20 protein-coding genes are annotated in these 25,721 nt (G+C 68.3%); 1 reads left to right on the forward strand and 19 read right to left on the reverse strand.

What is annotated here, in order from left to right; translation table 11 throughout:
- Positions 1–71: 71 nt before the first annotated feature.
- The 16 genes from rpsG to DEJ05_RS00535 all read right to left on the reverse strand — a co-directional run bounded on the left by rpsG (position 72) and on the right by DEJ05_RS00535 (position 16,242).
- Positions 72–542, reverse strand: coding sequence for a 30S ribosomal protein S7 (gene rpsG / locus DEJ05_RS00460; protein WP_017885539.1), 471 nt, complete (start codon positions 540–542; stop codon positions 72–74).
- A gap of 5 nt (positions 543–547) precedes the next feature.
- Positions 548–916, reverse strand: a complete 369-nt coding sequence (gene rpsL / locus DEJ05_RS00465) for a 30S ribosomal protein S12 (RefSeq protein ID WP_017885540.1) — start codon at positions 914–916, stop codon at positions 548–550.
- A 228-nt stretch (positions 917–1,144) separates the two neighbouring features.
- Positions 1,145–2,197: a hypothetical protein gene (locus DEJ05_RS00470; RefSeq protein WP_111028969.1), complete on the reverse strand. Its 1,053-nt coding sequence runs from the start codon at positions 2,195–2,197 to the stop codon at positions 1,145–1,147.
- A gap of 190 nt (positions 2,198–2,387) precedes the next feature.
- Complete coding sequence (locus tag DEJ05_RS00475; protein WP_111028968.1) at positions 2,388–2,903, reverse strand: DUF6121 family protein; 516 nt, start codon at positions 2,901–2,903, stop codon at positions 2,388–2,390.
- A gap of 27 nt (positions 2,904–2,930) precedes the next feature.
- Entirely contained in the window at positions 2,931–3,464 is a 534-nt protein-coding gene (locus DEJ05_RS00480) for a hypothetical protein (protein ID WP_111028967.1), read from the reverse strand.
- A 227-nt stretch (positions 3,465–3,691) separates the two neighbouring features.
- Positions 3,692–4,402: a hypothetical protein gene (locus DEJ05_RS00485; RefSeq protein ID WP_111109454.1), complete on the reverse strand. Its 711-nt coding sequence runs from the start codon at positions 4,400–4,402 to the stop codon at positions 3,692–3,694.
- Between the two features lies 1 nt (position 4,403).
- Complete coding sequence (locus DEJ05_RS00490) at positions 4,404–5,180, reverse strand: hypothetical protein (protein ID WP_111028965.1); 777 nt, start codon at positions 5,178–5,180, stop codon at positions 4,404–4,406.
- Positions 5,177–6,229, reverse strand: a complete 1,053-nt coding sequence (gene pilM / locus DEJ05_RS00495) for a type IV pilus assembly protein PilM (protein ID WP_111109455.1) — start codon at positions 6,227–6,229, stop codon at positions 5,177–5,179. Before pilM ends, DEJ05_RS00490 begins: the two co-directional genes overlap by 4 nt.
- A 59-nt stretch (positions 6,230–6,288) precedes the next feature.
- Positions 6,289–7,152, reverse strand: coding sequence for a prepilin peptidase (locus tag DEJ05_RS00500; protein ID WP_375334575.1), 864 nt, complete (start codon positions 7,150–7,152; stop codon positions 6,289–6,291).
- Positions 7,149–9,014: a hypothetical protein gene (locus DEJ05_RS00505; RefSeq protein ID WP_111028963.1), complete on the reverse strand. Its 1,866-nt coding sequence runs from the start codon at positions 9,012–9,014 to the stop codon at positions 7,149–7,151. Before DEJ05_RS00505 ends, DEJ05_RS00500 begins: the two co-directional genes overlap by 4 nt.
- Entirely contained in the window at positions 9,014–9,667 is a 654-nt protein-coding gene (locus DEJ05_RS00510) for a PilW family protein (RefSeq protein WP_111028962.1), read from the reverse strand. The genes DEJ05_RS00505 and DEJ05_RS00510 overlap by 1 nt, the downstream gene beginning before the upstream one ends.
- A complete protein-coding gene (locus DEJ05_RS00515; protein WP_111109456.1) occupies positions 9,667–11,010 on the reverse strand; it encodes a prepilin-type N-terminal cleavage/methylation domain-containing protein in 1,344 nt (447 codons plus the stop codon). The genes DEJ05_RS00510 and DEJ05_RS00515 overlap by 1 nt, the downstream gene beginning before the upstream one ends.
- Positions 11,011–11,088: 78 nt before the next feature.
- On the reverse strand, positions 11,089–11,547 hold the full coding sequence (locus DEJ05_RS18375) for a prepilin-type N-terminal cleavage/methylation domain-containing protein (protein ID WP_309146940.1): 459 nt from the start codon (positions 11,545–11,547) through the stop codon (positions 11,089–11,091).
- 185 nt (positions 11,548–11,732) lie between these two features.
- The gene (locus DEJ05_RS00525) at positions 11,733–12,965 is read right to left on the reverse strand and encodes a type II secretion system F family protein (RefSeq protein WP_111023277.1); all 1,233 of its coding nucleotides are present in this window, start codon (positions 12,963–12,965) and stop codon (positions 11,733–11,735) included.
- Complete coding sequence (locus tag DEJ05_RS00530) at positions 12,965–14,578, reverse strand: type IV pilus twitching motility protein PilT (RefSeq protein ID WP_309146941.1); 1,614 nt, start codon at positions 14,576–14,578, stop codon at positions 12,965–12,967. Before DEJ05_RS00530 ends, DEJ05_RS00525 begins: the two co-directional genes overlap by 1 nt.
- Positions 14,575–16,242, reverse strand: coding sequence for a GspE/PulE family protein (locus DEJ05_RS00535; RefSeq protein WP_111023276.1), 1,668 nt, complete (start codon positions 16,240–16,242; stop codon positions 14,575–14,577). Before DEJ05_RS00535 ends, DEJ05_RS00530 begins: the two co-directional genes overlap by 4 nt.
- A gap of 401 nt (positions 16,243–16,643) precedes the next feature.
- Between DEJ05_RS00535 and DEJ05_RS00540 the strand changes: the two genes are divergently transcribed.
- Entirely contained in the window at positions 16,644–17,039 is a 396-nt protein-coding gene (locus DEJ05_RS00540; protein WP_071245506.1) for a VOC family protein, read from the forward strand.
- A gap of 129 nt (positions 17,040–17,168) precedes the next feature.
- On the opposite strand, the gene rpoC is transcribed toward DEJ05_RS00540, so the two are convergent.
- From rpoC to DEJ05_RS00555, 3 genes are all read right to left on the reverse strand, one after another.
- Entirely contained in the window at positions 17,169–21,050 is a 3,882-nt protein-coding gene (gene rpoC / locus DEJ05_RS00545) for a DNA-directed RNA polymerase subunit beta' (protein ID WP_110863230.1), read from the reverse strand.
- Between the two features lie 44 nt (positions 21,051–21,094).
- Entirely contained in the window at positions 21,095–24,583 is a 3,489-nt protein-coding gene (gene rpoB / locus DEJ05_RS00550; RefSeq protein ID WP_071406174.1) for a DNA-directed RNA polymerase subunit beta, read from the reverse strand.
- Positions 24,584–24,968: 385 nt separating this feature from the next.
- Positions 24,969–25,613, reverse strand: coding sequence for a hypothetical protein (locus DEJ05_RS00555; RefSeq protein WP_111028959.1), 645 nt, complete (start codon positions 25,611–25,613; stop codon positions 24,969–24,971).
- Positions 25,614–25,721 lie beyond the last annotated feature (108 nt).

Below are 25,721 nucleotides of genomic sequence, written 5' to 3' on the forward strand. Positions count from 1 at the left end.
AGTTGTAGGAGAGGTTGGCGGCCGTCCGGGCGCCGGGGTTCTTGACCACCGGCACCCGGACGGTGCCGGGACTACCAGCGGTAGTGGGCGAAGGCCTTGTTCGACTCGGCCATCTTGTGCGTGTCCTCGCGGCGCTTGACCGCGGCACCGAGACCGTTCGACGCGTCGAGGATCTCGTTCATGAGACGCTCGGTCATCGTCTTCTCGCGACGGGCCTTGGCGTACGAGGTGAGCCAACGGAGCGCGAGGGTGTTCGCGCGGTGCGGCTTGACCTCGACCGGGACCTGGTAGGTCGAGCCACCGACGCGGCGGCTACGGACCTCGAGGGTCGGACGGACGTTGTCGAGCGCCTTCTTCAGCGTCACGACGGCATCCTGCTGGTTCTTGGCGGAAACGCCCTCGAGTGCACCGTAGACGATGCGCTCGGCGAGGCCCTTCTTGCCGTCGAGCAGGATCTTGTTGACGAGCTGGCTGACGATCGGCGCACCGTAGACCGGGTCGGCGACGACGGGACGCTTGGGGGCGGGACCCTTACGAGGCATCTAACTCAACCCTTCTTCGCGCCGTAGCGGCTACGAGCCTGCTTACGGTTCTTGACTGCCTGGGTGTCCAGGGCGCCACGGATGATCTTGTACCGCACACCCGGGAGGTCCTTCACACGACCGCCGCGGACGAGCACCATCGAGTGCTCCTGGAGGTTGTGGCCCTCACCGGGGATGTAGGCCGTGACCTCGGTGCCGTTCGAGAGCTTGACACGAGCGACCTTGCGCAGTGCCGAGTTCGGCTTCTTGGGGGTGGTGGTGTAGACGCGGGTGCACACACCACGCTGCTGGGGGTTCGCCTTCAGGGCGGGCGCCTTGGTCTTGGTGACCTTCGGCGTACGACCCTTGCGAACCAGCTGCTGAATAGTAGGCAACTGTTCTCCTGGTTCTTCGCTCGTGCTCTCTGGCCGGCGCGTTCCGCCGGCTTCCTCGTCCCACGCTGAGCACCGCCGGACGGCGGGTGTTCGAGTGGGGGACGGAGTGGTCCGGCTGGGCGATCCCGCTCGCCGGACTTTTCGGGCGCGCCCGAGGGCGCACACCCGGTAGAGACTACCCGCGTAACGGGACGAAATCAATCCGGGTCACCCCGGGAACCGACACCGTCATGAGCCGGTGTCGGACGACCCGTTGCCCACTGCCGAGCGGAACGTGGCGCCGTCGCTCGAGAAGCCCGTGACGTACCCGCTCGCGTTCACGTTGAGCGGCCCCGCGGAGGCCGTCCCGGTGCCGGCAGCCCCCGAGATGTCGGCCGTGTACTTCGCCCGGCCGGGTGCCGTCGTCGTGATCAACCAGCCGTTCGTCGTCCAGCTGCCGACCCGGACCGTCGGCCGCGTCTCGAGCGTCCACTTCTGGTTCGAGTACGTGTACGCGGGGTTCTGCCCGTACGCGTAGAAACTGCACCCGGCGGGGGCGGCGTCGGTGGAGGCGATGCAGCCGTCCACCCAGTCGTCCACCGCCCGCTTGGCGGCCTGCTGCCCGGCGGTGGTCAGGGTCGTGGTCATCTGGACCGGGGTCGAGGTCGACCGACCGAACCCGCTGACGCTCGCCGATCCCCCACGCGCCGTGGTCCACTTGCCACCGTCGAAGGCGACGTCGTACGTGCCGGGCAGTGCACGGAGGCTCACCGTGCCGTCCTTCGCGGTCTCCACGTTCCGGCCGGCGACGGTGACCGCCGCACCGGACGGCCCCCGCACGGCGACGTCGACCGACCCGAGCTCGGGGGCCTGCAGCTCCCAGATGGGGAACACACCCCAGTCCGTCCCGGTCTTGTCCAGCGTGAAGGTCGCAGCGACGTCCTGCCCGCCCTGGCGCAGGTACGCGCGGACCGTCGCGGTGTCGCCGTCCGTCCGCGTCGCGGCGACGCGGTAGCCGGTGACCTTGTCCGATGCCTTCGCGTAGGCGGCTTCGCCGAGCAGCACGTCGGTCTTCTCACGTTCGATGCCCGCGTCGTCGAGGGCGTCGGCCACGCGTCCGGCCGTCAGGTCGTCGAGGAACGCCCGCACCGGGCGGTCCGCCGAGTGCGAGGAGGAACCGACCGAGTACCCGACGACACCGGCGACGAGCAGCAGGACGACCGCCGTGCCGCCCGAGATGATGCCGATGAGCTGGCCGCGACGGAGCTTCCGGCGAGGACGCTGCGGGACCGGTCCGGGCATCCCGGGGAATCCGGGGGCTCCTGCGCCGGGACCCGGACCGAACCCCTGGGCCGTTGCCCCGGACGTTCCGTCGGTTCCACGGATCGAGGCCACCGGCGGGACGGCACCCCAACCGCCCTGCTGGTCCGGATCCTGCGCGTGCTGGTCGCTCATCGTTCCCCCGTTGCGTGTGCGTCGTGCCCTGCGAACACTACCGTCCGGCGGGTTCCTCGCCCGCGTTCGTCCGGTTCGGCCCGGAGCGCTCGTCAGGCCCGTCCGGACGCGCCGCCCCGGCCGTACCCGCGCCGCCATCGGTCCGTACCTGGTGGCGAGCCATCGTGATCCCGCCGAGCACCGACAGGAGTGCCACCACGACGGACCCGACCACGAACGGCCCGAGGGCGTACCCCGCGGGGAAGACGAGGAGCTCCGTCGCGTCCGAGCGGACGAGCGCGTAGCCCACGGCTCCGACGCCGAGCATGACCAGGTAGACCGTCGCTGCGGCCACCAGCGCGGTGACCCCGGGGTTGCCGTCGCGCACGCCGGCCGCGGTCGCGAGGAAGACCACCACCGCGCCACCCACCACCATCGCGGGCCCGAGGTACGGGGTGGCGTCGGGCTGCGAGATGACCTCGACGTCGGCGAGCAGGGCTTCGAAGCCCGTGACGGCGATCACGAGCGCGATGAAGAGGACGGACGTCATCGTCGCGATCAACCACCGGGACATGCGCCGATCGTATCGTCGACCGGCTGGTCAGCGAGCGGGTTCGGCGTGGTCCGTGTCGTCCGCGTGCTCGCGACGGTCCGCCCGGTCGGACTGCTCCTGCGCTGCGGCGACCAGGGCGAGCGCGATCGTCGCCGTGATGATCGGGACGGTCTCCGTCATGGGGGCGGGCGCGGGCGCGGAATCCGGCATCGTCGCGGCCGTCTCGTCCGTCGCGTCCGTCGGGACGTCGGACTGGAGGCCCGTGGCGGCGTCCGCCTCGGCGCTGCCCTCCGGCTCGTGGTCACGCAGCGCCGGGCCGATGACCGGCAGGACCCCGGTGGTCGCGGCCGGTTCAGCGTGCAGGACCGGCGGCTCGGTGGACACGGATCCGTCGCGCTTCGCCGCGCGGCGCGCTCGGCCCATCTTCACCAGGACGACGACGGCGACGATCGCCCAGATCCCGTTGACGATGGTCGAGGGGACAGCGTGGTGCGCGGCAACGTTGATGGCCACTGCGAGGCCGCCGACGAGGTTGAACAGCTGGTAGAGCGGGCCGTTCGGGATCTTGCCGGTGGAGAACAAGATGTAACCAGCTAGAACGGTTACCGCACCGAACCAACCCAGGAATTCAACGATTCCGACCAACACGCGCGACTCCGGGCACGACGAGGAACGGCCGGTTCGAGCCGACCGTTCGAGAGGGGATGAGCAGCCGCGATCACGGCGTCTGGTGCATCGTAATCACAACGACGGGTGTCGCGGAAGTGGGGTCGGCGTGGCGCGGACGACCCCAGTCCGTGGGGGTCGGGTCAGCCCTTCGCGGCCGTGTCCGAGTCGGCGGCCAGGACGTACACGTAGCCACCGAACGTCCACGTCGTCGCAGCCGCCGCGGCCGGGTCGGTCGACTCCTGCGAGATGGAGGACGACACCGTGGTGACGAGGAAGAGTCGAGCGCCGTCCTGCATGCCGCCGACGAAGGACAGGGCCTGGTCGAACGACCCGTCGACCGACACGGAGACGGGGATGGCCGAGAAGTTCGCGGCCGAGATCGCCGGGTCGGTCACCGGCGCCGTCGCGGCGCCGGTGGATGCCGCGGTCGGCTCGGGCGTCGCCTCGTCCGTCGCGGAGGCCGACGAGTCCTCGGTGCCCGCGGCAGTCGAGGCTGCGACGGGGGCGGTGTACGCCACAGCCTCCGACGTCGTGATCGCGGACACCTTCACACCCGCCCGGGCCGCGACGCTGTCGACAGCACCGTAGAAGGCGGACATGTTCGCACTCGACGGCACCGAGGTGGTGAGCTCCGCGAGTTCCGCCTTCATCGCCGGCAGGGACTTCGCGCGGTCCTTGAGCCGGGCGAGTTCCGCCGCCGTCGTCCGGTTCGTCGCGTCCACCGACACCTGGTCGGTACGGTCGCTCGCGGCCTGTGCGAGATGTGGCTGCACGCCGAGGAAGAACCCCGCGAGTGCCACCACGACCATCGCCACGACGGCGAGGAGCATGTTGAGTCGGTTGCGGGTCATCTCACTCGCCCTTGTCCTGGTACTTGCCGTCGAAGGCGGCCTGGTCGACGTGGATCGTCATGTTCACCGTGTACGTCCCGGTCGTCGGGTCGAGCGTGACCGAGTTCGCGGTCGCGTCGACGAAGCCCTTGAGCCCCTTGACGGCATCGAGCCACGACGGAACGGACGGCAGCGTCGGGCTCTGCGCGTCGATGGTCAGGGTCGCGACACGCTGCCCCTGGAGCGGGGTGTCGGCCTGCGCGTAGGTCTCCAGCGGCGTGGCCGAGTCGATCGCGACGCCGGTGATCTCGACTCCCGCCGGGAGCGATGCCTTCAGCGAAGCGAGGTACGGCTGCCAGGCGATCTCCGTGGCCCCGCCGACCGACTGCGCGGCTTCACGCAGCGCGGTACCGGCCTCCGTGTCCCGGACCTCGCGGTAGTTCGCCTGCTGCTGCAGGAGCGACAGAGTCTCGTCCTGCGCGTGGGTCAGGTCGTCGTGCGCCTGGCTGGACAGGAGGCTGGCTCCGGCGGTCACGATCCCGACCACGATCGCCACGAGGACGACGCCCGCCCACATCCGACGGACGACACGGCTGCTGCGTCGATCGGCGAGGACCTCGGTGGGCAGCAGGTCGACACTGGGGCGGCCCCCGACGACGATCTCGCTGGGCGTGGTCCGACGCTGACGCTTGACGCGCTCCGCGGTCTCGGCGGCGACACGCAGGGCCGGGTCGGGCGCCGCTCCTCGGCGGCGACTCCGTCCAGAGCGCGAGGGCTTCGACTTGGTCGACTGGCTCATGCTGCCTTCCCTCCCGCGGCGAGTCCCCATGCCACGGCGATCGATGCGCCGTGCGCGTGCAGGTCCTCGACGCGGATGGACTTCGCGAGCGCGACGTTCGCGAACGGTGCCCCGAACCGGACGGGCGTCCGGGTGAACTCCGAGAGCGCTGCGGCGAAACCGGTGAGCGCAGCTGCAGCGCCGCAGAGCAGGATCTCGCCCACGGGCTCGGCAGGGTGGGTGTTGACGAAGTAGTTGACGGTGTTGCGGAGACTCGAGAGCAGTTCGCCCATCGTCTCGCGGACTGCCGCGACCGCGAGCGCATCGTCGCCGGTCCGCGCCCGCTCCGGATCCATGCCCAGGTGGCGCTTGACGGCTTCGGCCGCTCCCTCGTCGATCGTCAGCCGGCCGGCGAGGAGCCGCGTGATGTCATCGCCGCCGGTCGGCACGATGCGGACGAACTTCGGGACGCCGTCGGTGACGATGACGACGGTCGTCGTGTTGCCGCCGCACTCGACGATGGCCACGGTGCCCGGCCTGTTCGCCGGCGCGAGGACACGTGCCAGGGCGAACGGGATGAGGTCGACACCGACCGGCTTGAGCCCGGCGTTCTGGACCGCGCGGACGTTGGCGAGCACGGCGTCCTTCACGGCGGCGACGAGGAGACCGCTCACGGTGGAGCCGTTCTCCCCCGTCTCCTCGCTGGTCGGGTAGAAGTCGAGGATGGCGTCGCCCACGGGCACCGGGAGCATGTCCTGCACCTGGAAGGGCAACGATTCACGGATCTGCGCGATGGGGGCCTTCGGGACCGTCAGGTCGCGCGACAGCACTCGCTGGTTGCCCATGCCGAGCACGACGTCCTTCGAGCGGAAGCGCCCGAGCGACCAGAGCTGTCGGAGCGCACCCGCGACGGTGTTCGGCTCGAGCACCTCCCCCTGCTTCGTCGCGCCCGGGGGCACGGGCACCTCGGCGAACCGCAGGATCGTCGGTCTCGGCTTGTCGGCGTCCTGGACCTCGACAGCACGGATCGCGGCGGCGCCGATGTCGACGCCCACGATGCTCTTCGACATGGGTGGTCCTTCCGTGACCGTCTTCGGGTCGGTCTGGTGGGTCAGCGCGCGACGAGGCGTCAGGCGAGTCCGAGGAGGCGCAGGTAGCCGTCCCATGCGGGGGCACCGACGGCGATGCCGAGCCAGGCACCCGCGAGCATCCAGGGGCCGAACGGGATCCCGCTGCGACGGCCCGCCCGGCGCACGACCAGGAGGACGACTGCGAACGTACCTCCGAGCAGGAACGCCGCGAAAGAACCCACTGCGAGGGGTCCCCATCCGAGGTACGCCAGCACGAGGCCGAGCACGCCGGCGAGCTTCACGTCACCGAGCCCCATCCCGCCGGGCACCGCCAGCGCGAGCACGAGGTAGACGCCGCCGAGGACGACCAGGCCGATGAGGCCCCGGAGCGCGGCGCCCCAGTCCCCGGACGCCGCCGACGCCGCCAGCAGGAGCACGGGCAGCACGACGTAGGCCGGCAGCACGATCCGGTTCGGCAACGTGTGGGTGTCGAGGTCGATGAGCGTCAACGAGATGCTGATCGCCATCAGGTACAGGAGTGCGACGAGCAGGATCGCAGCGTGGATCGTTCCGGGGACGCCGTCCGGCGCCGCCAGCGGCGACCACGGTGCGAGTACCGAGAGCAGCGTCACCGCGACGAACAGGAGGCCCGTGGCGGCTTCGACGAGCGGGTACCGGGCCGAGATGGGCGCGCCGCAGTCGCGGCACCGGGCGCGCAGGACGAGCCATGAGATCACGGGCACGTTGTCGCGACCTCGGATCGCGTGACTGCATCCGGGGCAGGAGCTGGCCGGCGCGACGACGGACATGCCCGCGGGCACCCGGTACACGACGACGTTCAGGAACGACCCGATCGCGAGACCGAGCACACCGACCAGCGCGGCGACGAGGGGCGCCACCGAGGCGAAGGAAGCCACGGTCACTTCCCCGTCGGGGTGCCGTCGGCGCGGAAGGCCGTCGCGGACTCGGTCTCGGTCGTCACACCGTAGGTGGTCGAGACCGGCTGCAGGAACTTGGGCGGGGCCGAGGACTTGAGTCTGCTGTCGTACGAGTACGCCTTCGCGTACCCCGTCAGCAGGCCGTTGCCGTACGAGGTGCGGACCGAGCCGCGGAACTGCTGGGCGATCGATCCGTAGATCGTGAGGATGCCGAGGTTCGACCCGTACTGGCTGTTCTGGACGTTGAACGTGCCGAGGTTGCTGGCGATGGCCGCGTCGATCTCGATGTTCTTGGTCGGCGCCGTGTTCGTCGAGTAGGAGCTGCTGCCCGTGTTGCACACCGTGTTCGACCAGCCGGAGTAGCTCGAGCACGACACGGGGTTGTAGACGGAGACCGCCTTCTGCCCGACGAGCCCGAGCATGTCGTCCGAAGTCCGGCCGTTCTGGTAGACGATGTTCCCGGTGACGTACAGGAAGTTCTCCGCGGCGAGGGTCATCTGTCCGCCGAAGGACCCGGACACGAAGGCATCACCGCTGCGGCACCCGTAGTACCCGGCATCCCCGCGCGTTCCGGTGAACTCGCCGTTGAGCGGGTACCCCAGGCCGTTGCCGTAGTCCGAACTCGTCGAGTTCCCCGACTTGACCGTCTGCTGGCAGTAGACCGGCGAACCCGCGTTCACGGTCCCGTTGACCGTGCCGGACGGTGTCGCGCTGGACGCCCAGTAGTTCGGGTCACCGACCGTCGACGGCACGCTCTGCACGTAGACCAAGTTCGCGGGCAGCGTGGGGATGACGGCACCGGTTCCCCGGAGGGCAGCGACCGAGCCGCACAGGGCGTCGTTCCCCGGACCCGGCGCGATGGCGCTGCCCGTGGCGTTGCCCTTGACCTGTGTGGAGATGGTCCACGGTGAGACCACGCGCATCTTGCCCCCGGCGAGGAACGTGATGGACGTCGGACCGGTGTACAGGCACCCGGGCTTCGCCACCTTCTCGGGGATGTCGGTCCGTGCCTCCTGCTTCATGTTCGCGTTGGTGCTCGGCATGGGGAGCGTCCCGACGTTCTTGATCTTCCCGCCGATGAACTTCGTGGACGAGCGGCAGGCGGAGTCGATGGTCGTCGCCTTGCTCGTGTAGAAGAAGTCGGCGGGCCCCGTGTCCTGCACGCTCGAGTTGAACGTGGCTCCGCAGGCGGTGATGACGTCGTTCGACCGGACCGGCCCGTCGAGGACGTCACCGCTGGCGAACGTGACCGCTTCACAGCTGCTGCTGGAGCTCCAGTCGTCGTCGTTGCGGTGGTTCGAGACGCAGCCGGCGTTCGTCAGGCTCGGGTCCTGGGACTCGTAGTTCGTGAAGTACAGGTAGTTGACGAAGCCGTCACCGCGGAGGTCCACGACGATGGTCCTCGTCGTGGCACCGGCCTTCCCCGTCACGCGCAGGCGGACCTTGCCGGTCGTCGAGTAGTCGGAGTTGTCGACCTCGTACCGGTAGGACTGGTCGGTGCTCCCGACCACGTTCGCCCACGAGCCGTCCTTCGCGGTGCCGAAGGCCTTGTTCGCCGGATCTGCCGTGTACGTGCTCGTCGACGAGAACGCGGTGCGCACGCCGTACTTGACGTAGGCGTTGTCGGCTGCGAGGCGGCCCTGGTAGTCGGAGAGACCCGCGTACGCGGCCGCGATCGCCTTGTTGTAGTTCGTGTCGGTCGTCGCCTTCGTCGCACCGCTCGTCGCGGTGGCGACGACGAGGGACAGCACGATCATGAGCACCGCACCGATCCCGATGACGGCCGCGAGGGCGACCCCGCGTTCGTCGTCTCGGGCACGCAGGCCTCGGAGGATCCGGATGAGCATCATGACTCCGTGGCTGCGCCGTAGTCGAGGTTGCGCAGGTTGATGGTGGCCTGGAACGTGCTGTCGTTGGTGGTCACGCCGTCCGTCGACCCCACCGTCAGCGCCACGCGGACGGAACGGATCGTGTCGTAGGTGGCGTTCGCCGGCGCAGACACGGGGCCGTTGTCCGCGTCGACGTACGAGAAGAGCGTGCCGGCACGGACCACGTCGGCGAGCCACAGCGTCCGGGTGGCGCCGGTGAACGTGCAGTACCCGCCGGCCGGGCAGTCGCCCCGCTGCAGCTGCATGCGCAGCCGGTTCGACACGACGTCGACCGTCACCTTGGTGAGCCCGGCCCGTGCGCTCGACAGGTCGACACCCGAGTAGAACTGCACGCTCCTGCCAGTGGCGCTCACGAACGCGGGCGCACTGACCGTCTTGCTCACCTGCCACCGCGAGGCCTCACGCAGGTACCGGCTGAGCTGCGTCATCGACGTGGTGCCCTGTCGGGTGCTGTCGTTGACCGAGGACACCGTGCGCTGCGCCTTCGAGATCGACACGAAGAAGCTCCCGACCAGGGTGAGCAGCAGCGACGTCACGAGCATGGCGACGAGGAGCTCCACGAGCGTGATCCCGCGTTGATCGCTACGCAGACGACGGAGGAGGGCGCGCATCAGCTGGCCGGCCTCGGGTCGACGAGCACGACGCCATCGGTGACGGCTCCGTTGCTGACCATCGCGGTGTTGGTGGCGGTGACCGTGAGCGGCGTCGTCGCCGCGCCCGCGGTGCCGCCCGTGAACAGCTTCCAGGTTCCCCACGGCAGGGCGATCGTCATGCTGTCGGACGTCGGCTTCGGGAAGCTCAGGGTCATCCCCTTCGCGCAGCCGGGATCGCCGTTCACGGCTGTCGTGGTCTTCGCGGTGATGAAGAGCGCCTTGTCCGGCTTGGCGAGCGTGATCGCGCCCATGCTGATCGAGATCGGCCCGGTCGCGTCCTTGAACTCCGTCGCCGTCCCCTTCTTGCCGGCCTTGTTGGCGGTCGTCCAGGCACCTGGTTCCGGGCCCAGGCAGGTCGCTGCGGCGTCGGACGACACGTCTGCGGAGTACAGCCCCGCGACCGCCTGGTACCCCGAGGGGAACGGGAACAAGGCCGCGCTCGTCGGGGCGGGGTTCAACACGGTCGTGCCCGACGTCCCGTTGGTGATCGACAACGGCAGGTTCGTCGGCAGGATAGCGGACGATGCCGGCGAGGTCAGGTACTTGAACGAGTAGGTCGTCACCTTGTCGAAGGTGAAGGCGGCGGCACCGGAGCTCCCGACCGACACCGTCACCGACTGCGACGACGGACTCGGCTGTTGGGTCGAGTCGATGTACCCGGTGCGGGCGACCGACACCTTGTAGGTCCCCGGCGCGACACCGGCCACGTAGGTGCAGCCCTCCGCGTCCGTCGCCGGGAACGTGACCCCGGCGGGGCCACCGCTCACGGTCGGCACGATCCCGGACACACCGATCCCGTTCGCGTTCGTCACGCCGACGAGGATCGAGCCCGTGGTGTCCGAGTTGATGTTCGTGAGTGGAGCGATGGCACTCGACATCTCGACCTGCTGGGTCCCGGACGCTGCGGCGCTGGTCTTCCAGCGCACCGTGACCGTCACGGCCTTGTACGACAGGCTGCCGTCACCCGTGCCGCAGGCGGTGGCCGCGCCGGACGACCGGGTCCATGACACCTTCCGGGTCAGGTCGAAGACCTGGTTGCCGACCTGCTTGGTGGCGGTGCCGCTCTTCACGTTGAAGATGCTCGGGGTGTCCCGGAGGTCGTCGATGTCCTCCATCGCGATCGTCGATGCGACCTCGCGCGCACGGGTGTCCTTCGACAGCACCAGTGAGGCAGCGATGCCGGCGGCGATCCCGGCGACGATCAGGGCGAAGATCGTCATCGCGACCATCACCTCGATGATCGTGAAGCCGTCCTCGTTGTCCCGTGCGGAACGCAGTCGCTCGGCGATGCGCGAGATCATGGCGTCCCTTCTGGATGGAGTGCCTGGACGTCGGGGCGGACGACGACCGATCAGTCGCCGCCCGCCCCGAGTGCTGTGTTAGGAGGCCTTCTTCGTGAACACGCCCGAGGCGCAGGTGCCCTCGGCGACACCCGAGGAGTCGGTTGCGCCGAAGGTCTTGGTGGTCGCCGTGCTCCTGCCCTGGATGCAGAAGGCGGTCTTGTCGGCGTTGACCGTGTAGGTCAGCGTCGTGTCCGACCCGGCAGTCGAACCAGCCTTCTTGTAGTCGGCCGAAGTCAGGTCAGCGCTGTCCGGGAACGCCCCGGTGCCATTGGTCGCGATGCTCACCACGGCGGTCTTCGCGTTGGTGACGTCCGACTTGACTGCCGAGTCCTTCGCGTTGTTCTGCACGCCGATGTACACCGGGATGGCGATCGCGGCGAGGATGCCGATGATGATGACGACGACGAGGAGCTCGATGAGCGTGAAGCCCTTCTCGCCGTCCTTCAGGAGACCCTTGCGGCGAGCGTCGAGCTTGCCCATGAGAGCGAAGTACATGGTTGTTTCCATTCTGCGGGGAATGTCGGGGAAATGGGTTCGGGGCTTGCTCGGCCGCCGCAGATCAGCGTATTGGGGGTGCATCGAGCGGCCAATCCCGAGAACGGGGGCCACGCTGGGCACAAAACACCCCCAGTGCGGGGGAGGGTCGATATCGACAATGCCCCCGCATGGGGGTGGAATGACTAGGAAGCGTTCTGCACGACGTTGGTGATCTGGAAGATCGGCATGTACAGCGCGATGATCATCCCGCCCACCACAACGCCAAGGAACGCGATGAGCAGCGGCTCGATCAGCGAGGTGAGGGCATCGGTGGTCGCCTCGACTTCGGCGTCGTAGAACACCGCGATCTTCTCGAGCATGATCTCGAGGGAACCGGCGTCTTCACCGACCGCGACCATCTGCGTCACCATTGCCGGGAAAACCGATTGTGCGGCGAGCGGCACCGCGATTGATTCACCTTTCCGCACGGCCTCTGCAACATTGTCGAGCGCGCGCTTCACGACGAAGTTGTTCGACACTTCCCCGACGATCCGTAATGCCTGCAGAATGGGCACACCGGCGCCGATCATGTTCGAGAAGTTGCGAGCGAACCGAGCAATGACGATCTTCTTCTGCAGCGGACCGAAGACCGGCAGTTTCAGGGTGATCGGATCGATGAACGCTCGGACGCGTTCGGTGTTCTTGTTCGCTCGCCACCACAGCCACGCCAGCACGACGACGATCGCGAGCGGGATCGCGACGTACCGCATGGCGTGTGACAGCGTCACGAGGATCTGCGTCGGCAGCGGGAGCGTGCCGCCGAGCGACGAGAACATGTCCTGGAAGATCGGGACGATGAAGATGAGCATGATGGCGACCGCCACCAGCGACATCACGAGCACGACCACCGGGTAGGTCATCGCCGACTTGATCGTCGAGCGGAGCTTGTGCTCCTTCTCGAAGTTCGTCGCGATGGAGTCCATGGCCTGGTCGAGGAACCCGCCGGTCTCCCCTGCACGGATCATGTTGATCATGATCGGCGGGAAGTCGACCGGGTACTTCGCGACGGCGTCGGAGAACGAGACGCCGCGCTCGACGTCGTCGCGGACCTTGCCGAGGATGTCCTTGAGCTTCTTGTTCTCGGTCTGGTCGGACAGGATCGTCAGGGTCCGGAGGAGCGAGAGCCCCGAGGTGAGCATCGTCGAGGCCTGCCGCGACATGATCGCGAGGTCCTTGAGGCCGACGCCCTTCTCGAACCCGGGGATCTTGATCTCGGTCTGGAGCCCGGTGCCGGCCTTCGCCTCGGTGATGGCGATCGGTGAGACGCCCATCCCCCGGAGACGCTGGACGACGGCCCCCTCGGACGCGGCGTCGAGGCGACCCTTGACGAGCTTGCCGGCGCCGTCACGCCCGCGGTAGTCGAACGCGAGTGACATCAGTAGCCTCCGGAGAACTTGTCGCCGAAGTCGATGCCGCTGGCGGCGATCGCGGCGGCCGAGGAGTCGGACGGGGACTCGACGCGCTGGACGAGCCGGTCGAAGCCCTCTTCGTCGTGCACCTTCTCCATCGCGGCCTTGCGCGAGATGGTGCCGACGTTGACCAGTTCGGCGAGGTCCTGGTCCATGGTGTGCATGCCGAGGTCACGGCCGGCCTGCATGGCGGAGGTGATCTGGTAGGTCTTGCCCTCGCGGATGAGGTTGCCGATGGCCGGGGTGATCGTCATGATCTCGGTGGCGACGACCCGGCCGACGCCGTTGGCCTTCGGGACGAGGGTCTGGCAGACGACGCCCTGCAGGGTGGCCGCGAGCTGGGTGCGGATCTGCCCCTGCTGGTGCGGCGGGAAGACGTCGATGACGCGGTCGATCGTGCCGGGTGCGCTCTGCGTGTGCAGGGTGGCGAACACCAGGTGGCCGGTCTCGGCGGCGGTGAGCGCGACGGAGATGGTCTCGAGGTCGCGGAGCTCACCGATCAGGATGACGTCGGGGTCCTGCCGCAGCACGTGCTTGAGCGCGGAGGCGAAGGAGTGGGTGTCGGCGCCGACCTCGCGCTGGTTGATGATCGACCGCTTGTGGTCGTGCATGAACTCGATCGGGTCCTCGACCGTGACGATGTGGTCGGCACGGCTCTCGTTGACCAGGTCGATGAGCGCCGCGAGGGTGGTCGACTTGCCCGAGCCGGTCGGGCCGGTGACGAGGACCAGGCCACGAGGCAGGCCGGCGAAGTCACCGACGTGCGCGGGGATGCCGAGCTGCTTGAGCGTCTTGATCCTGGTGGGGATGATGCGGAACGCGGCGCCCCAGTTGCCGCGCTGCTGGTAGTAGTTCACGCGGAAGCGGTACTCCGGCGACAGCGAGTACGCGAAGTCGAGCTCCTGGTCGTGGTCGAACTGCCCGGCCTGTTCGACGGACAGCAGCGTCTTGAGTGCCGCGATGACCTTGCCACGCGACCACGCGCCTCCGGGCACAGCCGGCCGGAGTGAGCCGTCGACGCGGACGGTGGGCGGGGCGTCGGCCGTGACGTGCAGGTCGGAGGCCCCCTGGTAGACGACCTGTGCGAGTGCGGTGATGAGGTCGGGGTCGGCGACCTCGCGTGCGTGCCGGGCGAAGTCGATGTCACCCGCCGAGGCCGCGGCGGGGGCCGGAGCAGGTGCCGGCGGTGCGGCGTGGTGCGCGCCGCTGTAGGCGATGGCCGGCAGCTGCTGGGTCGCCGGCTCGGCGTAGCCGTAGGTGGCCGTCGACGACGGCACCGCGGCGGGCGGCGTCGCCGGAGCAGTGGCGGACTGCGCCACGGGAGCGGCGACCGGAACGCCCACGGGCCCGGCAACCGGGCTCGCCACGGCCGTGCCGGTGGGCGCGGGCCACACCGCCGAGTCGTCCGTCAGGTCGTAGACCTGCTCGGGCGGAGCGGCGGCGGCGGCCAGACGCGCGGCACGGCGGGAGCCGACCTCGGCGCCGGGGGTGCCGGGGTGCCACCCGGCGACGGGCTCGTCGCCGGGCATGGTGATGTCGTACACGGAGTCGGTCATCTGCTCGTCCTGTTCCCCGGTCACGCGACGACGCGCAGGATCTCGTCGACGCTCGTCATGCCGAGCTTGACCTTCTCGAAGCCGTCCTGGCGGAGCGTGAGCATGCCCTGCTGCTGGGCGACGCGGCTGATCTCCGCGCTCGAGGCACGACCGACGGCGAGCCGCTCGATCTCCTCGGTCACGGTCATGACCTCGTGCAGGGCGATGCGGCCGCGGTACCCGGTGTTCGAGCAGACGGCGCAGCCGACCGGGGCGAAGAACGCGGGCATCTCGTCGCCGGGGGCCAGGAACCCGAGCGCCCGGAGCTGCTCGATCTCGTACACGGCGGGCGCCTTGCACCGGTCGCACAGCCGACGGGCGAGTCGCTGGGCGACGACGGAGTCGAGGGCGGACCCGACCAGGAACGGCTCGATGTCCATCTCGGTCAGACGGGTCACGGCCGACGGGGCGTCGTTGGTGTGCAGGGTCGAGAGCACGAGGTGCCCGGTCAGCGACGCCTCGATCGCGATCTGGGCGGTCTCGTGGTCGCGGATCTCACCGAGCAGCACGACGTCGGGGTCGGAGCGGAGGATCGAGCGGAGCGCGGAGGCGAACGTCAGGCCGGCCTTCGGGTTGACCTGCACCTGGTTGATGCCGGCCATCCGGTACTCGACCGGGTCCTCCACCGTGATGACGTTGATCTCGGGCTTCGCCACGGCGTTGAGGGTCGTGTACAGCGTCGTCGACTTGCCCGAACCGGTGGGACCGGTGACCAGGATCATGCCGTACGGCTTCGAGTAGGACCGCTGGTACGCCTGGAAGTTCTGCTCGAGGAGGTTGAGGTCCTTGAGGGTCAGCGAGGTGTTCGTGTTGTCGAGGATCCGCATGACGACCTTCTCGCCCCACACGGTCGGCAGCGTCGCGACACGGAGGTCGATCTGCCGGCCGCCGTGCCGCACGGACATGCGGCCGTCCTGCGGCTTGCGACGCTCGGCGATGTCGATGTCGCTCATGATCTTCAGGCGGCTGATAACGCCGTTCTGGATGTTCTTCGGCGCCGGCGCCATCTCGTGCAGCACGCCGTCGATGCGGTACCGGATCCGGACCTCGTGCTCGCCGGGCTCGATGTGGATGTCGGACGCGTGGTCCTGGATGGCCTGCGACACGAGCAGGTTCACGAACCGGACGATCGGGACGTCGTCGAGGGCGCCGTCGGCGATGTCGATCTGCGCCTTCGAGGTCGTCGACGCTTCTTCTTCCAGCGACGACGTCAGGTCGTTCAGCTCGTCGTCGGCGCGCAGGTACCGGTCGAGGGCAGCGACGAGGTCACGCTCCTCGACCTGCAGCGGCTTGATCGCGCGACCAGACGCCGTCCGGGCGTCGTCGATGGCGAGCACGTTCGTGGGGTTCACCATCGCGAGGATGAGCAGATCGCCCTCGAACCCGACGCCGAGCACACCGTGACGACGGCACAGCGCCGCCGGCAGGATCGACACCGCGGTGCCGTCGACGGGGTAGTCGCTCAGCGGGACGGTGCGTGAGTTGTTCGACGCGGCCCGGGCGGTGATGAACTGGGCCTCGCTCACGACGCCCTGGTCGACCAGGCCACGGATGGCGCGCTCGTCGAGGTCCTCGTCACCCGTCATCGCATCGAGGTGCTCGATGGGCAGGGCGCCGTTCAGGATGAGGATCTCGGACAGGGTCGCCATGAGTCCCGTGCCTCCTTGGACTCGCGCACGGCGAGACGTCGTCGGGTGATGCGCCACCAGGGATGTGGCGCCCGACCACGCTACTTCTGGGGCCCTCGCCGACCGCAGTCCCAGAAAGAGGGGGCGGAGGGGGTCCGGCTGCACCCAGAACTGGGGTCCACGACCGGTTCGGCCCCGGTCCGGGGGACGCCTGGGCCGGTTCGCGGTGGCCGTCGGAGGGTGCATGTCCGCCAGCCTCCCGGACCCCGCACGGCTGCCGGAGTCCTGGCGAGCGGTCCGTGGAGAACGTCGGTGTCACACGGGGGTGTGGAGGAACGAGGCCGTCGTCCGACGCGGGCCGGACAGCGCGGCGCCGCGGAATCCCTCTCGACGCGCGCCCCCACCCGGGCACATGATGAGACATGGACATCACGAGCGTGACCGTGGGGTTGCCCGTCAGCGACATCGAGGCGTCCTGCCTCTGGTACGGCGCGGTCTTCGAGCGCACCGAGCCGGACCTCGAGCCCGAGGACGGCGTCGCCGAGTACGAGGTCGGCGGCATCTGGATCCAGCTCTACGTCGACGAGCAGGCCGAGGAGAACCCGGTCAGCGTCCGCTTCGGCGTCGACGACGTCGCCGCGCAGCACGCACGAATCGGCGCGCTCGGCATCGACATCGGCCCCGTCGAGTGCGTCGACGGTGCGGTCGACTGGTTCGACGTCCGCGACCCCGACGGCAACGTGCTGAGCCTGTTCTCGCTGGTCGACGAGACCGGACGCGGTTCCGGCCGCGACAACGGCGCGGGCCGCGCGCTCTAGCCGCGACCCCACGGCGGACGGGAGGCCCGTGGCGGCCCCGCACCGCGCCTCCAGGCCGTCACGTGGTGACGACACGACGAAGGCCCCGCCTCCTTGCGGAGACGGGGCCTTCGTGGGATCACATCAGGCTCAGTTGTACGTGCCCGGCGTGAAGTCGTCCGACGAGAAGCTGTCGAAGTCGACGAAGCTCAGGTCGGCGTCCGAGAACGACGAGTCGTCAGCGAAGATGCGGTTGGGGTACCGCTCCGCCTTCGCCTCTTCGGTCGCGTTCACGTCCACGTCACGGTACCGGCTGAGGCCCGTCCCGGCGGGGATGAGCTTACCGATGATGACGTTCTCCTTGAGGCCGACGAGGTGGTCCTGCTTGCCCTCCATGGCCGCCTGCGTGAGCACGCGGGTGGTCTCCTGGAAGGAAGCGGCGGACAGCCACGACTCGGTCGCGAGGGACGCCTTCGTGATGCCCATGACCTCCTGGCGAGCCGAGGCGGTCTTGCGACCCTCCTGCAGCGCCGCACGGTTCAGCGCGTTGTAGCGCGACCGGTCGACGAGCTCACCCGGCAGCAGGTCGGTGTCGCCGTGGTCGACGACGGTGACCTTGCGGAGCATCTGGCGGACGATGACCTCGATGTGCTTGTCGTGGATCGGCACACCCTGCGAGCCGTAGACGTCCTGCACACCGTTGACCAGGTGCTTCTGGACCTCTCGGACACCCTTGACCCGGAGGACTTCCTTCGGGTCGACGGTGCCGGCGATGAACTGCTCGCCGAGCTCGACGTGCTGGTTGTCCTCGATGAGGAGCGTCGCACGCTTGAGCACCGGGTAGATGAACGGCTCGTCGCCGTTGTCCGGCGTGAGGATGATCCGACGACCCTTGTCCGTGTCCTCGACCACGACGCGGCCGGGGGCCTCGGCGATCGGGGACGCGCCCTTGGGGGTACGCGCCTCGAAGAGCTCCGTGACACGCGGCAGACCCTGGGTGATGTCGTCGGCCGAGGCCGAACCACCCGTGTGGAAGGTACGCATCGTCAGCTGGGTACCGGGCTCACCGATGGACTGCGCGGCGATGATGCCGACTGCCTCACCGATGTCGACCAGGTTGCCGGTGGCGAGCGAACGGCCGTAGCACTTCGCGCAGACACCGACGGCCGACTCGCAGGTCAGGACCGAGCGCACCTTGATGCTCTCGACACCGGCTGCCAGCAGCTTCTCGAGGAGCACGTCACCGACGTCCTCGCGAGCCTCTGCCACGACCGTGCCCTGTGCGTCCACGGCCTCGGTGGCCAGGGTGCGGGAGTACACGGTGTTCTCGACGCGCGGGTCGCGGACGAGCTTGCCGTCGGCGTCCACGGTCGCGATCGGCAGCTCGAGGCCACGCGTCGTACCGCAGTCGTCCTCGCGGATGATGACGTCCTGCGAGACGTCCACGAGACGACGGGTGAGGTACCCGGAGTCCGCGGTACGGAGCGCGGTGTCGGCAAGACCCTTACGAGCACCGTGGGTGGCGATGAAGTACTCCGCCACGGTCAGGCCCTCGCGGTACGAGTTGATGATCGGGCGGGCGATGATCTCGCCCTTCGGGTTGTTCACCAGACCACGCATACCGGCGATGTTGCGGACCTGGAGCCAGTTACCACGAGCACCGGACGACACCATGCGGTTGATGGTGTTGTCGACCGGGAAGTTGTCGCGCATCTCCTGCGCGATCTCGTTCGTGGCCTCGGTCCAGATCTTGATCAGGTCGGCGCGACGCTCGGAGTCGGTGATCAGACCCTTGTCGAACTCGCCCTGCACCTTGGCGGCCTGGATCTCGTAGCCCGCGATGATCTCCTTCTTGCGAGGAGGCGTCACGACGTCCGACAGGGCGACGGTCACACCGGAGCGGGTGCCCCAGTAGAAGCCGGCGTCCTTGATCCGGTCCAGCGCAGCGGCCGTCTCGGTCTTGGAGTAGCGCTCGGCGAGGTCGTTGACGATCGCGGAGAGCACGCCCTTGTCGGTGACCTTCTGGACGAACGGGTAGTTCGCCGGGAGGGTCTCGTTGAAGAGCGCACGGCCCAGGGTCGTCTCGAGCAGCACGGTGTCGCCCTGCTCGTAGCCCTCGGGAGCTTCACCCTCGGCGAAGTGGACACCCGTCATGCGGATCTTCGCCATCGCGTTGAGGTGCAGCGTGTGCTGGTCGTTCGCCAGGATCGCCTCGGCGACCGAGGAGAACGCACGGCCTTCACCGACGGCGCCCTCGCGGACGGTCGTCAGGTGGTGCAGACCGATGATCATGTCCTGTGCGGGCAGGGTCACCGGACGGCCGTCGGACGGCTTCAGGATGTTGTTCGAGGCGAGCATCAGGATGCGCGCCTCGGCCTGGGCCTCGACCGACAGCGGCAGGTGCACGGCCATCTGGTCGCCGTCGAAGTCCGCGTTGAACGCAGCACACACGAGCGGGTGGAGCTGGATGGCCTTGCCCTCGACGAGCTGCGGCTCGAACGCCTGGATGCCCAGACGGTGCAGCGTCGGCGCACGGTTCAGCAGGACGGGGCGCTCGCGGATGATCTCCTCGAGCACGTCCCACACCTGCGGACGCGAACGCTCGACCATGCGCTTGGCCGACTTGATGTTCTGCGCGTGCGACAGGTCGATGAGGCGCTTGATCACGAACGGCTTGAAGAGCTCGAGCGCCATCTGCTTGGGCAGACCGCACTGGTGCAGCTTCAGCTGCGGGCCGACGATGATGACCGAACGGCCCGAGTAGTCGACGCGCTTGCCGAGCAGGTTCTGGCGGAAACGACCCTGCTTGCCCTTGAGCATGTCGCTCAGGGACTTCAGGGCGCGGTTGCCGGTACCCGTGACCGGACGACCACGACGACCGTTGTCGAACAGCGCGTCAACGGCTTCCTGCAGCATGCGCTTCTCGTTGTTCACGATGATCTCGGGGGCACCGAGGTCGAGCAGGCGGCGGAGACGGTTGTTGCGGTTGATCACACGACGGTAGAGGTCGTTGAGGTCCGACGTGGCGAAACGGCCACCGTCGAGCTGCACCATCGGGCGCAGCTCCGGCGGGATGACCGGCACGACGCCGAGCACCATCGCGGCCGGCGAGTTGCCGGTGGCGAGGAAGGAGCTGACGACGCGCAGACGCTTGATCGCGCGGATCTTCTTCTGGCCCTTGCCCTCGGCGATCTGCAGACGCAGCGCCTCGGCCTCGGCGGCCAGGTCGAACGCCTCGAGCCGGAGCTTGATCGCCTCGGCGCCCATGTAGGCGTCGAAGTAGATCCCGAACCGGTCCTGGAGCTCGTGGAAGACGGCGTCCTCGGGCTTGAGGTCGCCCACCTTGAGGTTGCGGAAGTCCTCCCACACACGCTCGAGACGGGTGATGTCCTCGTCGAACGACTTGCGGACCTGGGACATCTCCTTCTCGGCGGTGTCCTTGGTGCGGCGCTTGACGTCGGCCTTCGCACCCTCTTCCTCAAGGGCTGCGAGGTCGTCCTCGAGCTTCTTGAGGCGGTCAGCGATGATCGAGTCGCGCTGGCCCTCGAGGGTCTTGATCTCGAGACGCATCTCGTTCTCGAGACCCGGCATGTCCGCGTGACGGCCCTCTTCATCGATGTCGATGATCATGTACGCCGCGAAGTAGATGACCTTCTCGAGGTCCTTCGGCGCCATGTCGAGGAGGTACCCGAGGCGCGACGGGACGCCCTTGAAGTACCAGATGTGCGTGACGGGGGCAGCGAGCTCGATGTGGCCCATGCGCTCACGACGGACCGAGGACTTGGTGACCTCGACGCCGCAGCGCTCGCAGACGATGCCCTTGAACCGGACACGCTTGTACTTGCCGCAGGCGCACTCCCAGTCGCGGGAAGGACCGAAGATCTGCTCGCCGAACAGACCGTCCTTCTCGGGCTTCAGGGTGCGGTAGTTGATGGTCTCCGGCTTCTTGACCTCGCCGTACGACCACTGACGGATGTCCTCGGCGGTCGCGAGGCCGATCCGAATGGCGTCAAAGGAAGTTGCTTCGAGCAATGTTCTTCTCTCTTGCTGATTCAGGCTTCGATGTACGGGCGGGATCAGATGTCGTCGACGGAGGACGACTCGAACCGCGAGGAGATGTTGATGCCCAGCTCCTCCGCAGCGCGGAAGACCTCGTCATCGTTGTCGCGCAGGCTGACCGCCTGGCCGTCGGCCGAGAGGACCTCGACGTTCAGGCAGAGCGACTGCATCTCCTTCATGAGGACCTTGAAGGACTCGGGGATGCCAGGTTCCTGGATGTTCTCGCCCTTGACGATCGCCTCGTAGACCTTCACGCGGCCGAGGATGTCGTCAGACTTGATCGTCAGGAGCTCCTGGAGGGCGTAGGCGGCGCCGTACGCTTCGAGCGCCCACACCTCCATCTCACCGAATCGCTGTCCACCGAACTGCGCCTTACCACCCAGGGGCTGCTGCGTGATCATCGAGTACGGACCGGTCGAACGCGCGTGGATCTTGTCGTCGACCAGGTGGTGCAGCTTGAGGATGTACATGTAGCCGACCGAGACGGGCTCCGGGAACGGCTCGCCGGAGCGGCCGTCGAAGAGCTGCGCCTTGCCGGACGAGCCGATCAGGCGCTCGCCGTCGCGGTTCGGGAGGGTCGAGTCGAGGAGGCCCTCGATCTCGCGCTCGTACGCACCGTCGAACACCGGGGTGGCGACCTTGGTGCCGGGCTCGGCGCTGTGCGCTGCCTCCGGCAGGTTCTCGGCCCAGTCCTGGATGCCCTCGACGTTCCAACCCTGCTTGGCGAGCCACCCGAGGTGGATCTCGAGCACCTGGCCGAAGTTCATGCGGCCGGGGACGCCGAGCGGGTTGAGGACGATGTCGACGGGGGTGCCGTCGGCGAGGAACGGCATGTCCTCGACCGGGAGGATGGTCGAGATGACGCCCTTGTTGCCGTGACGACCGGCGAGCTTGTCACCCGCGGTGATCTTGCGCTTCTGGGCGATGTAGACGACCACGCGCTGGTTGACACCAGAGCCGAGTTCGTCGTCACCGTCCTGCGAGTCGAACACCTTGACGCCGATGATCGTGCCCTCTTCACCGTGGGGCACCTTGAGCGAGGTGTCGCGGACTTCGCGCGACTTCTCGTTGAAGATGGCACGGAGCAGACGCTCCTCGGCGCTCAGCTCGGTCTCGCCCTTCGGCGTGACCTTGCCGACGAGGATGTCGCCGGGGCGGACCTCGGCACCGATGCGGATGATGCCGCGCTCGTCGAGGTCGGCCAGCAGGTCCGGGCTGACGTTGGGGAGGTCACGGGTGATCTCCTCCTTGCCGAGCTTGGTGTCGCGGGCGTCGACCTCGTACTCCTCGATGTGGATCGAGGAGAGCGTGTCGTCCTTGATGAGGTTCTGCGACAGGATCATCGCGTCCTCGTAGTTGTAGCCCTCCCACGGCATGAACGCGACGAGGAGGTTCTTGCCGAGCGCGAGCTCGCCGTTCTCCGTCGCGGGACCGTCGGCGATGACCTCGCCCTGCTCCACGCGCTCGCCTGCGGAGACGATGACGCGGTGGTTGTAGCTCGTGCCCTGGTTGGAGCGGTCGAACTTGCGCAGGTAGTAGGTCTGCGTGCCGCCCTCGTCGAGCTGCAGGGTGACGGCGTCGGCCGAGACCTCGGAGACGACACCGGCCTTGTCGGCGGTGACGACGTCGCCGGCGTCGATGGCCGTGTAGCCCTCCATACCGGTACCGACGAGCGGCGACTCGGAACGGAGCAGCGGGACGGCCTGACGCTGCATGTTCGCACCCATCAGGGCGCGGTTCGCGTCGTCGTGCTCGAGGAACGGGATGAGCGACGTCGCGACCGACACCATCTGGCGCGGGGAGACGTCCATGTAGTCGACCTCGTCCTTGGCGACGAGTTCGACCTCGCCACCCTTCTTGCGGACGAGCACCTTGTCGTCGGCGAAGTGGAAGTCGTTCGTCAGCGGGGCGTTGGCCTGCGCGACGACGAAGTCGTCCTCTTCCGAAGCGGTGAGGTAGTCGATGGTCTTCGTGACCTCGCCGTTGACGACGCGACGGTACGGGGTCTCGATGAAGCCGAAGGAGTTGATCCGACCGAAGGACGCGAGCGAACCGATCAGGCCGATGTTCGGGCCTTCCGGGGTCTCGATCGGGCACATGCGGCCGTAGTGCGACGGGTGGACGTCACGGACCTCGACGCCGGCACGCTCACGGGACAGACCACCCGGGCCGAGGGCCGAGAGACGACGCTTGTGCGTCAGGCCCGCGAGCGGGTTGTTCTGGTCCATGAACTGCGACAGCTGGGACGTTCCGAAGAACTCCTTGATCGCGGCGACGACCGGACGCACGTTGATGAGCGTCTGGGGGGTGATCGCCTCGATGTCCTGCGTGGTCATGCGCTCGCGGACGACGCGCTCCATGCGGGACAGACCCGTGCGGACCTGGTTCTGGATGAGCTCGCCGACGGCGCGGATGCGACGGTTGCCGAAGTGGTCGATGTCGTCCACGTCGAGGCGCAGCTGCACCGGCTCGCCGTCACGGACGCCGTCGATCGTGGTGCGCTCAGCGTGCAGCGACACCAGGTACTTGATCGTCGCGACGATGTCCTTGACGGTGAGCACCGAGTCGGACAGCGGGGCGTCCATGCCGAGCTTGCGGTTGACCTTGTAGCGGCCGACCTTCGCGAGGTCGTAGCGCTTCGGGTTGAAGTAGAAGTTGTCGAGGAGCGCACGCGCGGCCTCGGCAGCGACCTGCTCGCCGGGACGGAGCTTGCGGTAGATGTCCTTGAGCGCCTCTTCCTTCGTGAGGACGGCGTCCTTCTCGAGGGTCGACTCGATCGACGCGAAGCCCTGGAACTCGTCCATGATCTCTTCGCTCGTCAGGCCGAGGGCCTTGAGGAAGACGGTCACGGACTGCTTGCGCTTGCGGTCGATGCGCACGCCCACCTGGTCGCGCTTGTCGATCTCGAACTCGAGCCAGGCGCCACGCGACGGGATGATCCGCGCCGAGTAGATGTCCTTGTCGGAGGTCTTCTCCTGCTGGCGCTCGAAGTACACGCCGGGCGAACGGACGAGCTGCGACACGACGACGCGCTCGGTGCCGTTGATGATGAACGTGCCGCGTTCGGTCATGAGCGGGAAGTCGCCCATGAAGACCGTCTGCGTCTTGATCTCACCCGTCATGTGGTTCATGAACTCGGCGTTGACGTACAGCGGAGCGGCGTAGGTCTTGCCGCGCTCCTTGCAGTCGTCGATCGAGTACTTCGGGTCTTCGAGCTCCGGCGCGGTGAACGAGAGCTGCATGGTCTCGCCGAGGTCCTCGATCGGGGAGATCTCCTCGAAGATCTCCTCGAGCCCCGAGTGCAGCGCGAGGTCGGTACGACCCTGCTCCTGCCCTTCGGCGAGGCGGGCCTTCCAGACGTCGTTGCCGACGAGCCAGTCGAAGCTCTCCGTCTGGAGTGCGAGCAGATCAGGAACCGTGAGGGTGTCCGTGATCTTGGCGAACGAGAGTCGCGAGTGGTTGCGACCGTTCTTGGGGTTGGTGGATGCGTTGGGCGCAGCAGCCAAGGGTGTGACCTCCGGTAGGCCCCGTCGGGCCGACACTGACGAGCAGTGTGTAGGTGAGTGGATTGATCGCTCGGCGAACCCTGAGATGCAAGCCCTGCGACCACGCCGACGCGTGCCTTGACGCGGAACGTCGGTGCACGTGTGGGATGATCTCCGTGAGCGGTACCCGCCGCCATATACGGGTCCGGCTGCACCAGGGCGAGATGAGTTTCTGTCTCAGAACTCTGCGTCGACCGCAATATGACGACACGGATGCCAGGGAGCGCGAACTGTCATCATAGTTCGCTCCGTGGCGCGCTGTCCAGTCCCGGCTTGACCGGATTCGGCAGTGGCGTGTATAAGCCGCCACACGCCGCTTCCATTCCCCTGCTCAGCCGGGCTCTGATCAACCCAGACGCTCGCGCTCGACGCGATCCGCGCCTCCCGGCAGTCCGGCCAGCGCACGGAACGCGTCCTCCGGTCGACGCGTGCGGACGAACGTGACCCGGCCCCGGTCGTCCGTGAGTTCGATCCCGAGCCCCGGCGTGAGGATGAGCGCACGCTCGCCGCGGCGGATCCGCAGGCCGACACCGCCGTATGTGGCCGCGTCCGCCTCGACGAGGCGGACGTCGGTGATCCGCCGGCGCGGGATGCGCCGCGGCGGGAGCGGACGGAAGTGCAGGGTCACGTGCCGCTCGGTGACGGTGAACCCGGCCCGGGCGAGCAGGAGCAGCGACCCGAGGGCGACGGCGAGCAGGGCCGGCACCAGCAGGGCGACCTCCGGCGCGTCCCCGGGCCAGCCGAGCACGGCGGCGGACAGCCCGGCGCCGCCGAGGAGCAGCGCCGTGCCGACGACCCGCATCCAGGTGGGTGCGGTCTCGCGGTCGGCGTGGAACGGCAGGGCGGCGCGGAACGGCAGGGCGGCGCTGGACGGATGGGCGGCACGGGACGGCCGGGAGGCCCGGATCACCCGGGTGGGTCGGGTCCCGGACCGGCGCGTGTCCGGGGTGGCGAGGCGTGCGGTGGGCACGCTCATGGTGTCGGCGGTCATGACGGAGGTCTCCTGCGGCGGATCAGCAGTGGTGCACTCGTCATCGGGTGCGGTGCGTTCGACGGCCAGCGCGCGCGGGTGGCCGGAGGGGTGGCGCGCAGCAGCACG

Source organism: Curtobacterium sp. MCLR17_045, assembly GCF_003234405.1.
GTDB lineage: Bacteria > Actinomycetota > Actinomycetes > Actinomycetales > Microbacteriaceae > Curtobacterium > Curtobacterium flaccumfaciens.

Excerpts from the sequence above, each read along its gene's own strand:
- rpsG (WP_017885539.1), bottom strand. The coding sequence starts at position 542 with ATGCCTCGTAAGGGTCCCGCCCCCAAGCGTCCCGTCGTCGCCGACCCG.
- DEJ05_RS00470 (WP_111028969.1), bottom strand. The coding sequence starts at position 2,197 with ATGCCCGGACCGGTCCCGCAGCGTCCTCGCCGGAAGCTCCGTCGCGGC.
- DEJ05_RS00475 (WP_111028968.1), bottom strand. The coding sequence starts at position 2,903 with ATGTCCCGGTGGTTGATCGCGACGATGACGTCCGTCCTCTTCATCGCG.
- DEJ05_RS00485 (WP_111109454.1), bottom strand. The coding sequence starts at position 4,402 with ATGACCCGCAACCGACTCAACATGCTCCTCGCCGTCGTGGCGATGGTC.
- DEJ05_RS00490 (WP_111028965.1), bottom strand. The coding sequence starts at position 5,180 with ATGAGCCAGTCGACCAAGTCGAAGCCCTCGCGCTCTGGACGGAGTCGC.
- pilM (WP_111109455.1), bottom strand. The coding sequence starts at position 6,229 with ATGTCGAAGAGCATCGTGGGCGTCGACATCGGCGCCGCCGCGATCCGT.
- DEJ05_RS00505 (WP_111028963.1), bottom strand. The coding sequence starts at position 9,014 with ATGCTCATCCGGATCCTCCGAGGCCTGCGTGCCCGAGACGACGAACGC.
- DEJ05_RS00510 (WP_111028962.1), bottom strand. The coding sequence starts at position 9,667 with ATGCGCGCCCTCCTCCGTCGTCTGCGTAGCGATCAACGCGGGATCACG.
- DEJ05_RS00515 (WP_111109456.1), bottom strand. The coding sequence starts at position 11,010 with ATGATCTCGCGCATCGCCGAGCGACTGCGTTCCGCACGGGACAACGAG.
- DEJ05_RS18375 (WP_309146940.1), bottom strand. The coding sequence starts at position 11,547 with ATGTACTTCGCTCTCATGGGCAAGCTCGACGCTCGCCGCAAGGGTCTC.
- DEJ05_RS00525 (WP_111023277.1), bottom strand. The coding sequence starts at position 12,965 with ATGTCACTCGCGTTCGACTACCGCGGGCGTGACGGCGCCGGCAAGCTC.
- DEJ05_RS00535 (WP_111023276.1), bottom strand. The coding sequence starts at position 16,242 with ATGGCGACCCTGTCCGAGATCCTCATCCTGAACGGCGCCCTGCCCATC.
- DEJ05_RS00540 (WP_071245506.1), top strand. The coding sequence starts at position 16,644 with ATGGACATCACGAGCGTGACCGTGGGGTTGCCCGTCAGCGACATCGAG.
- DEJ05_RS00555 (WP_111028959.1), bottom strand. The coding sequence starts at position 25,613 with ATGACCGCCGACACCATGAGCGTGCCCACCGCACGCCTCGCCACCCCG.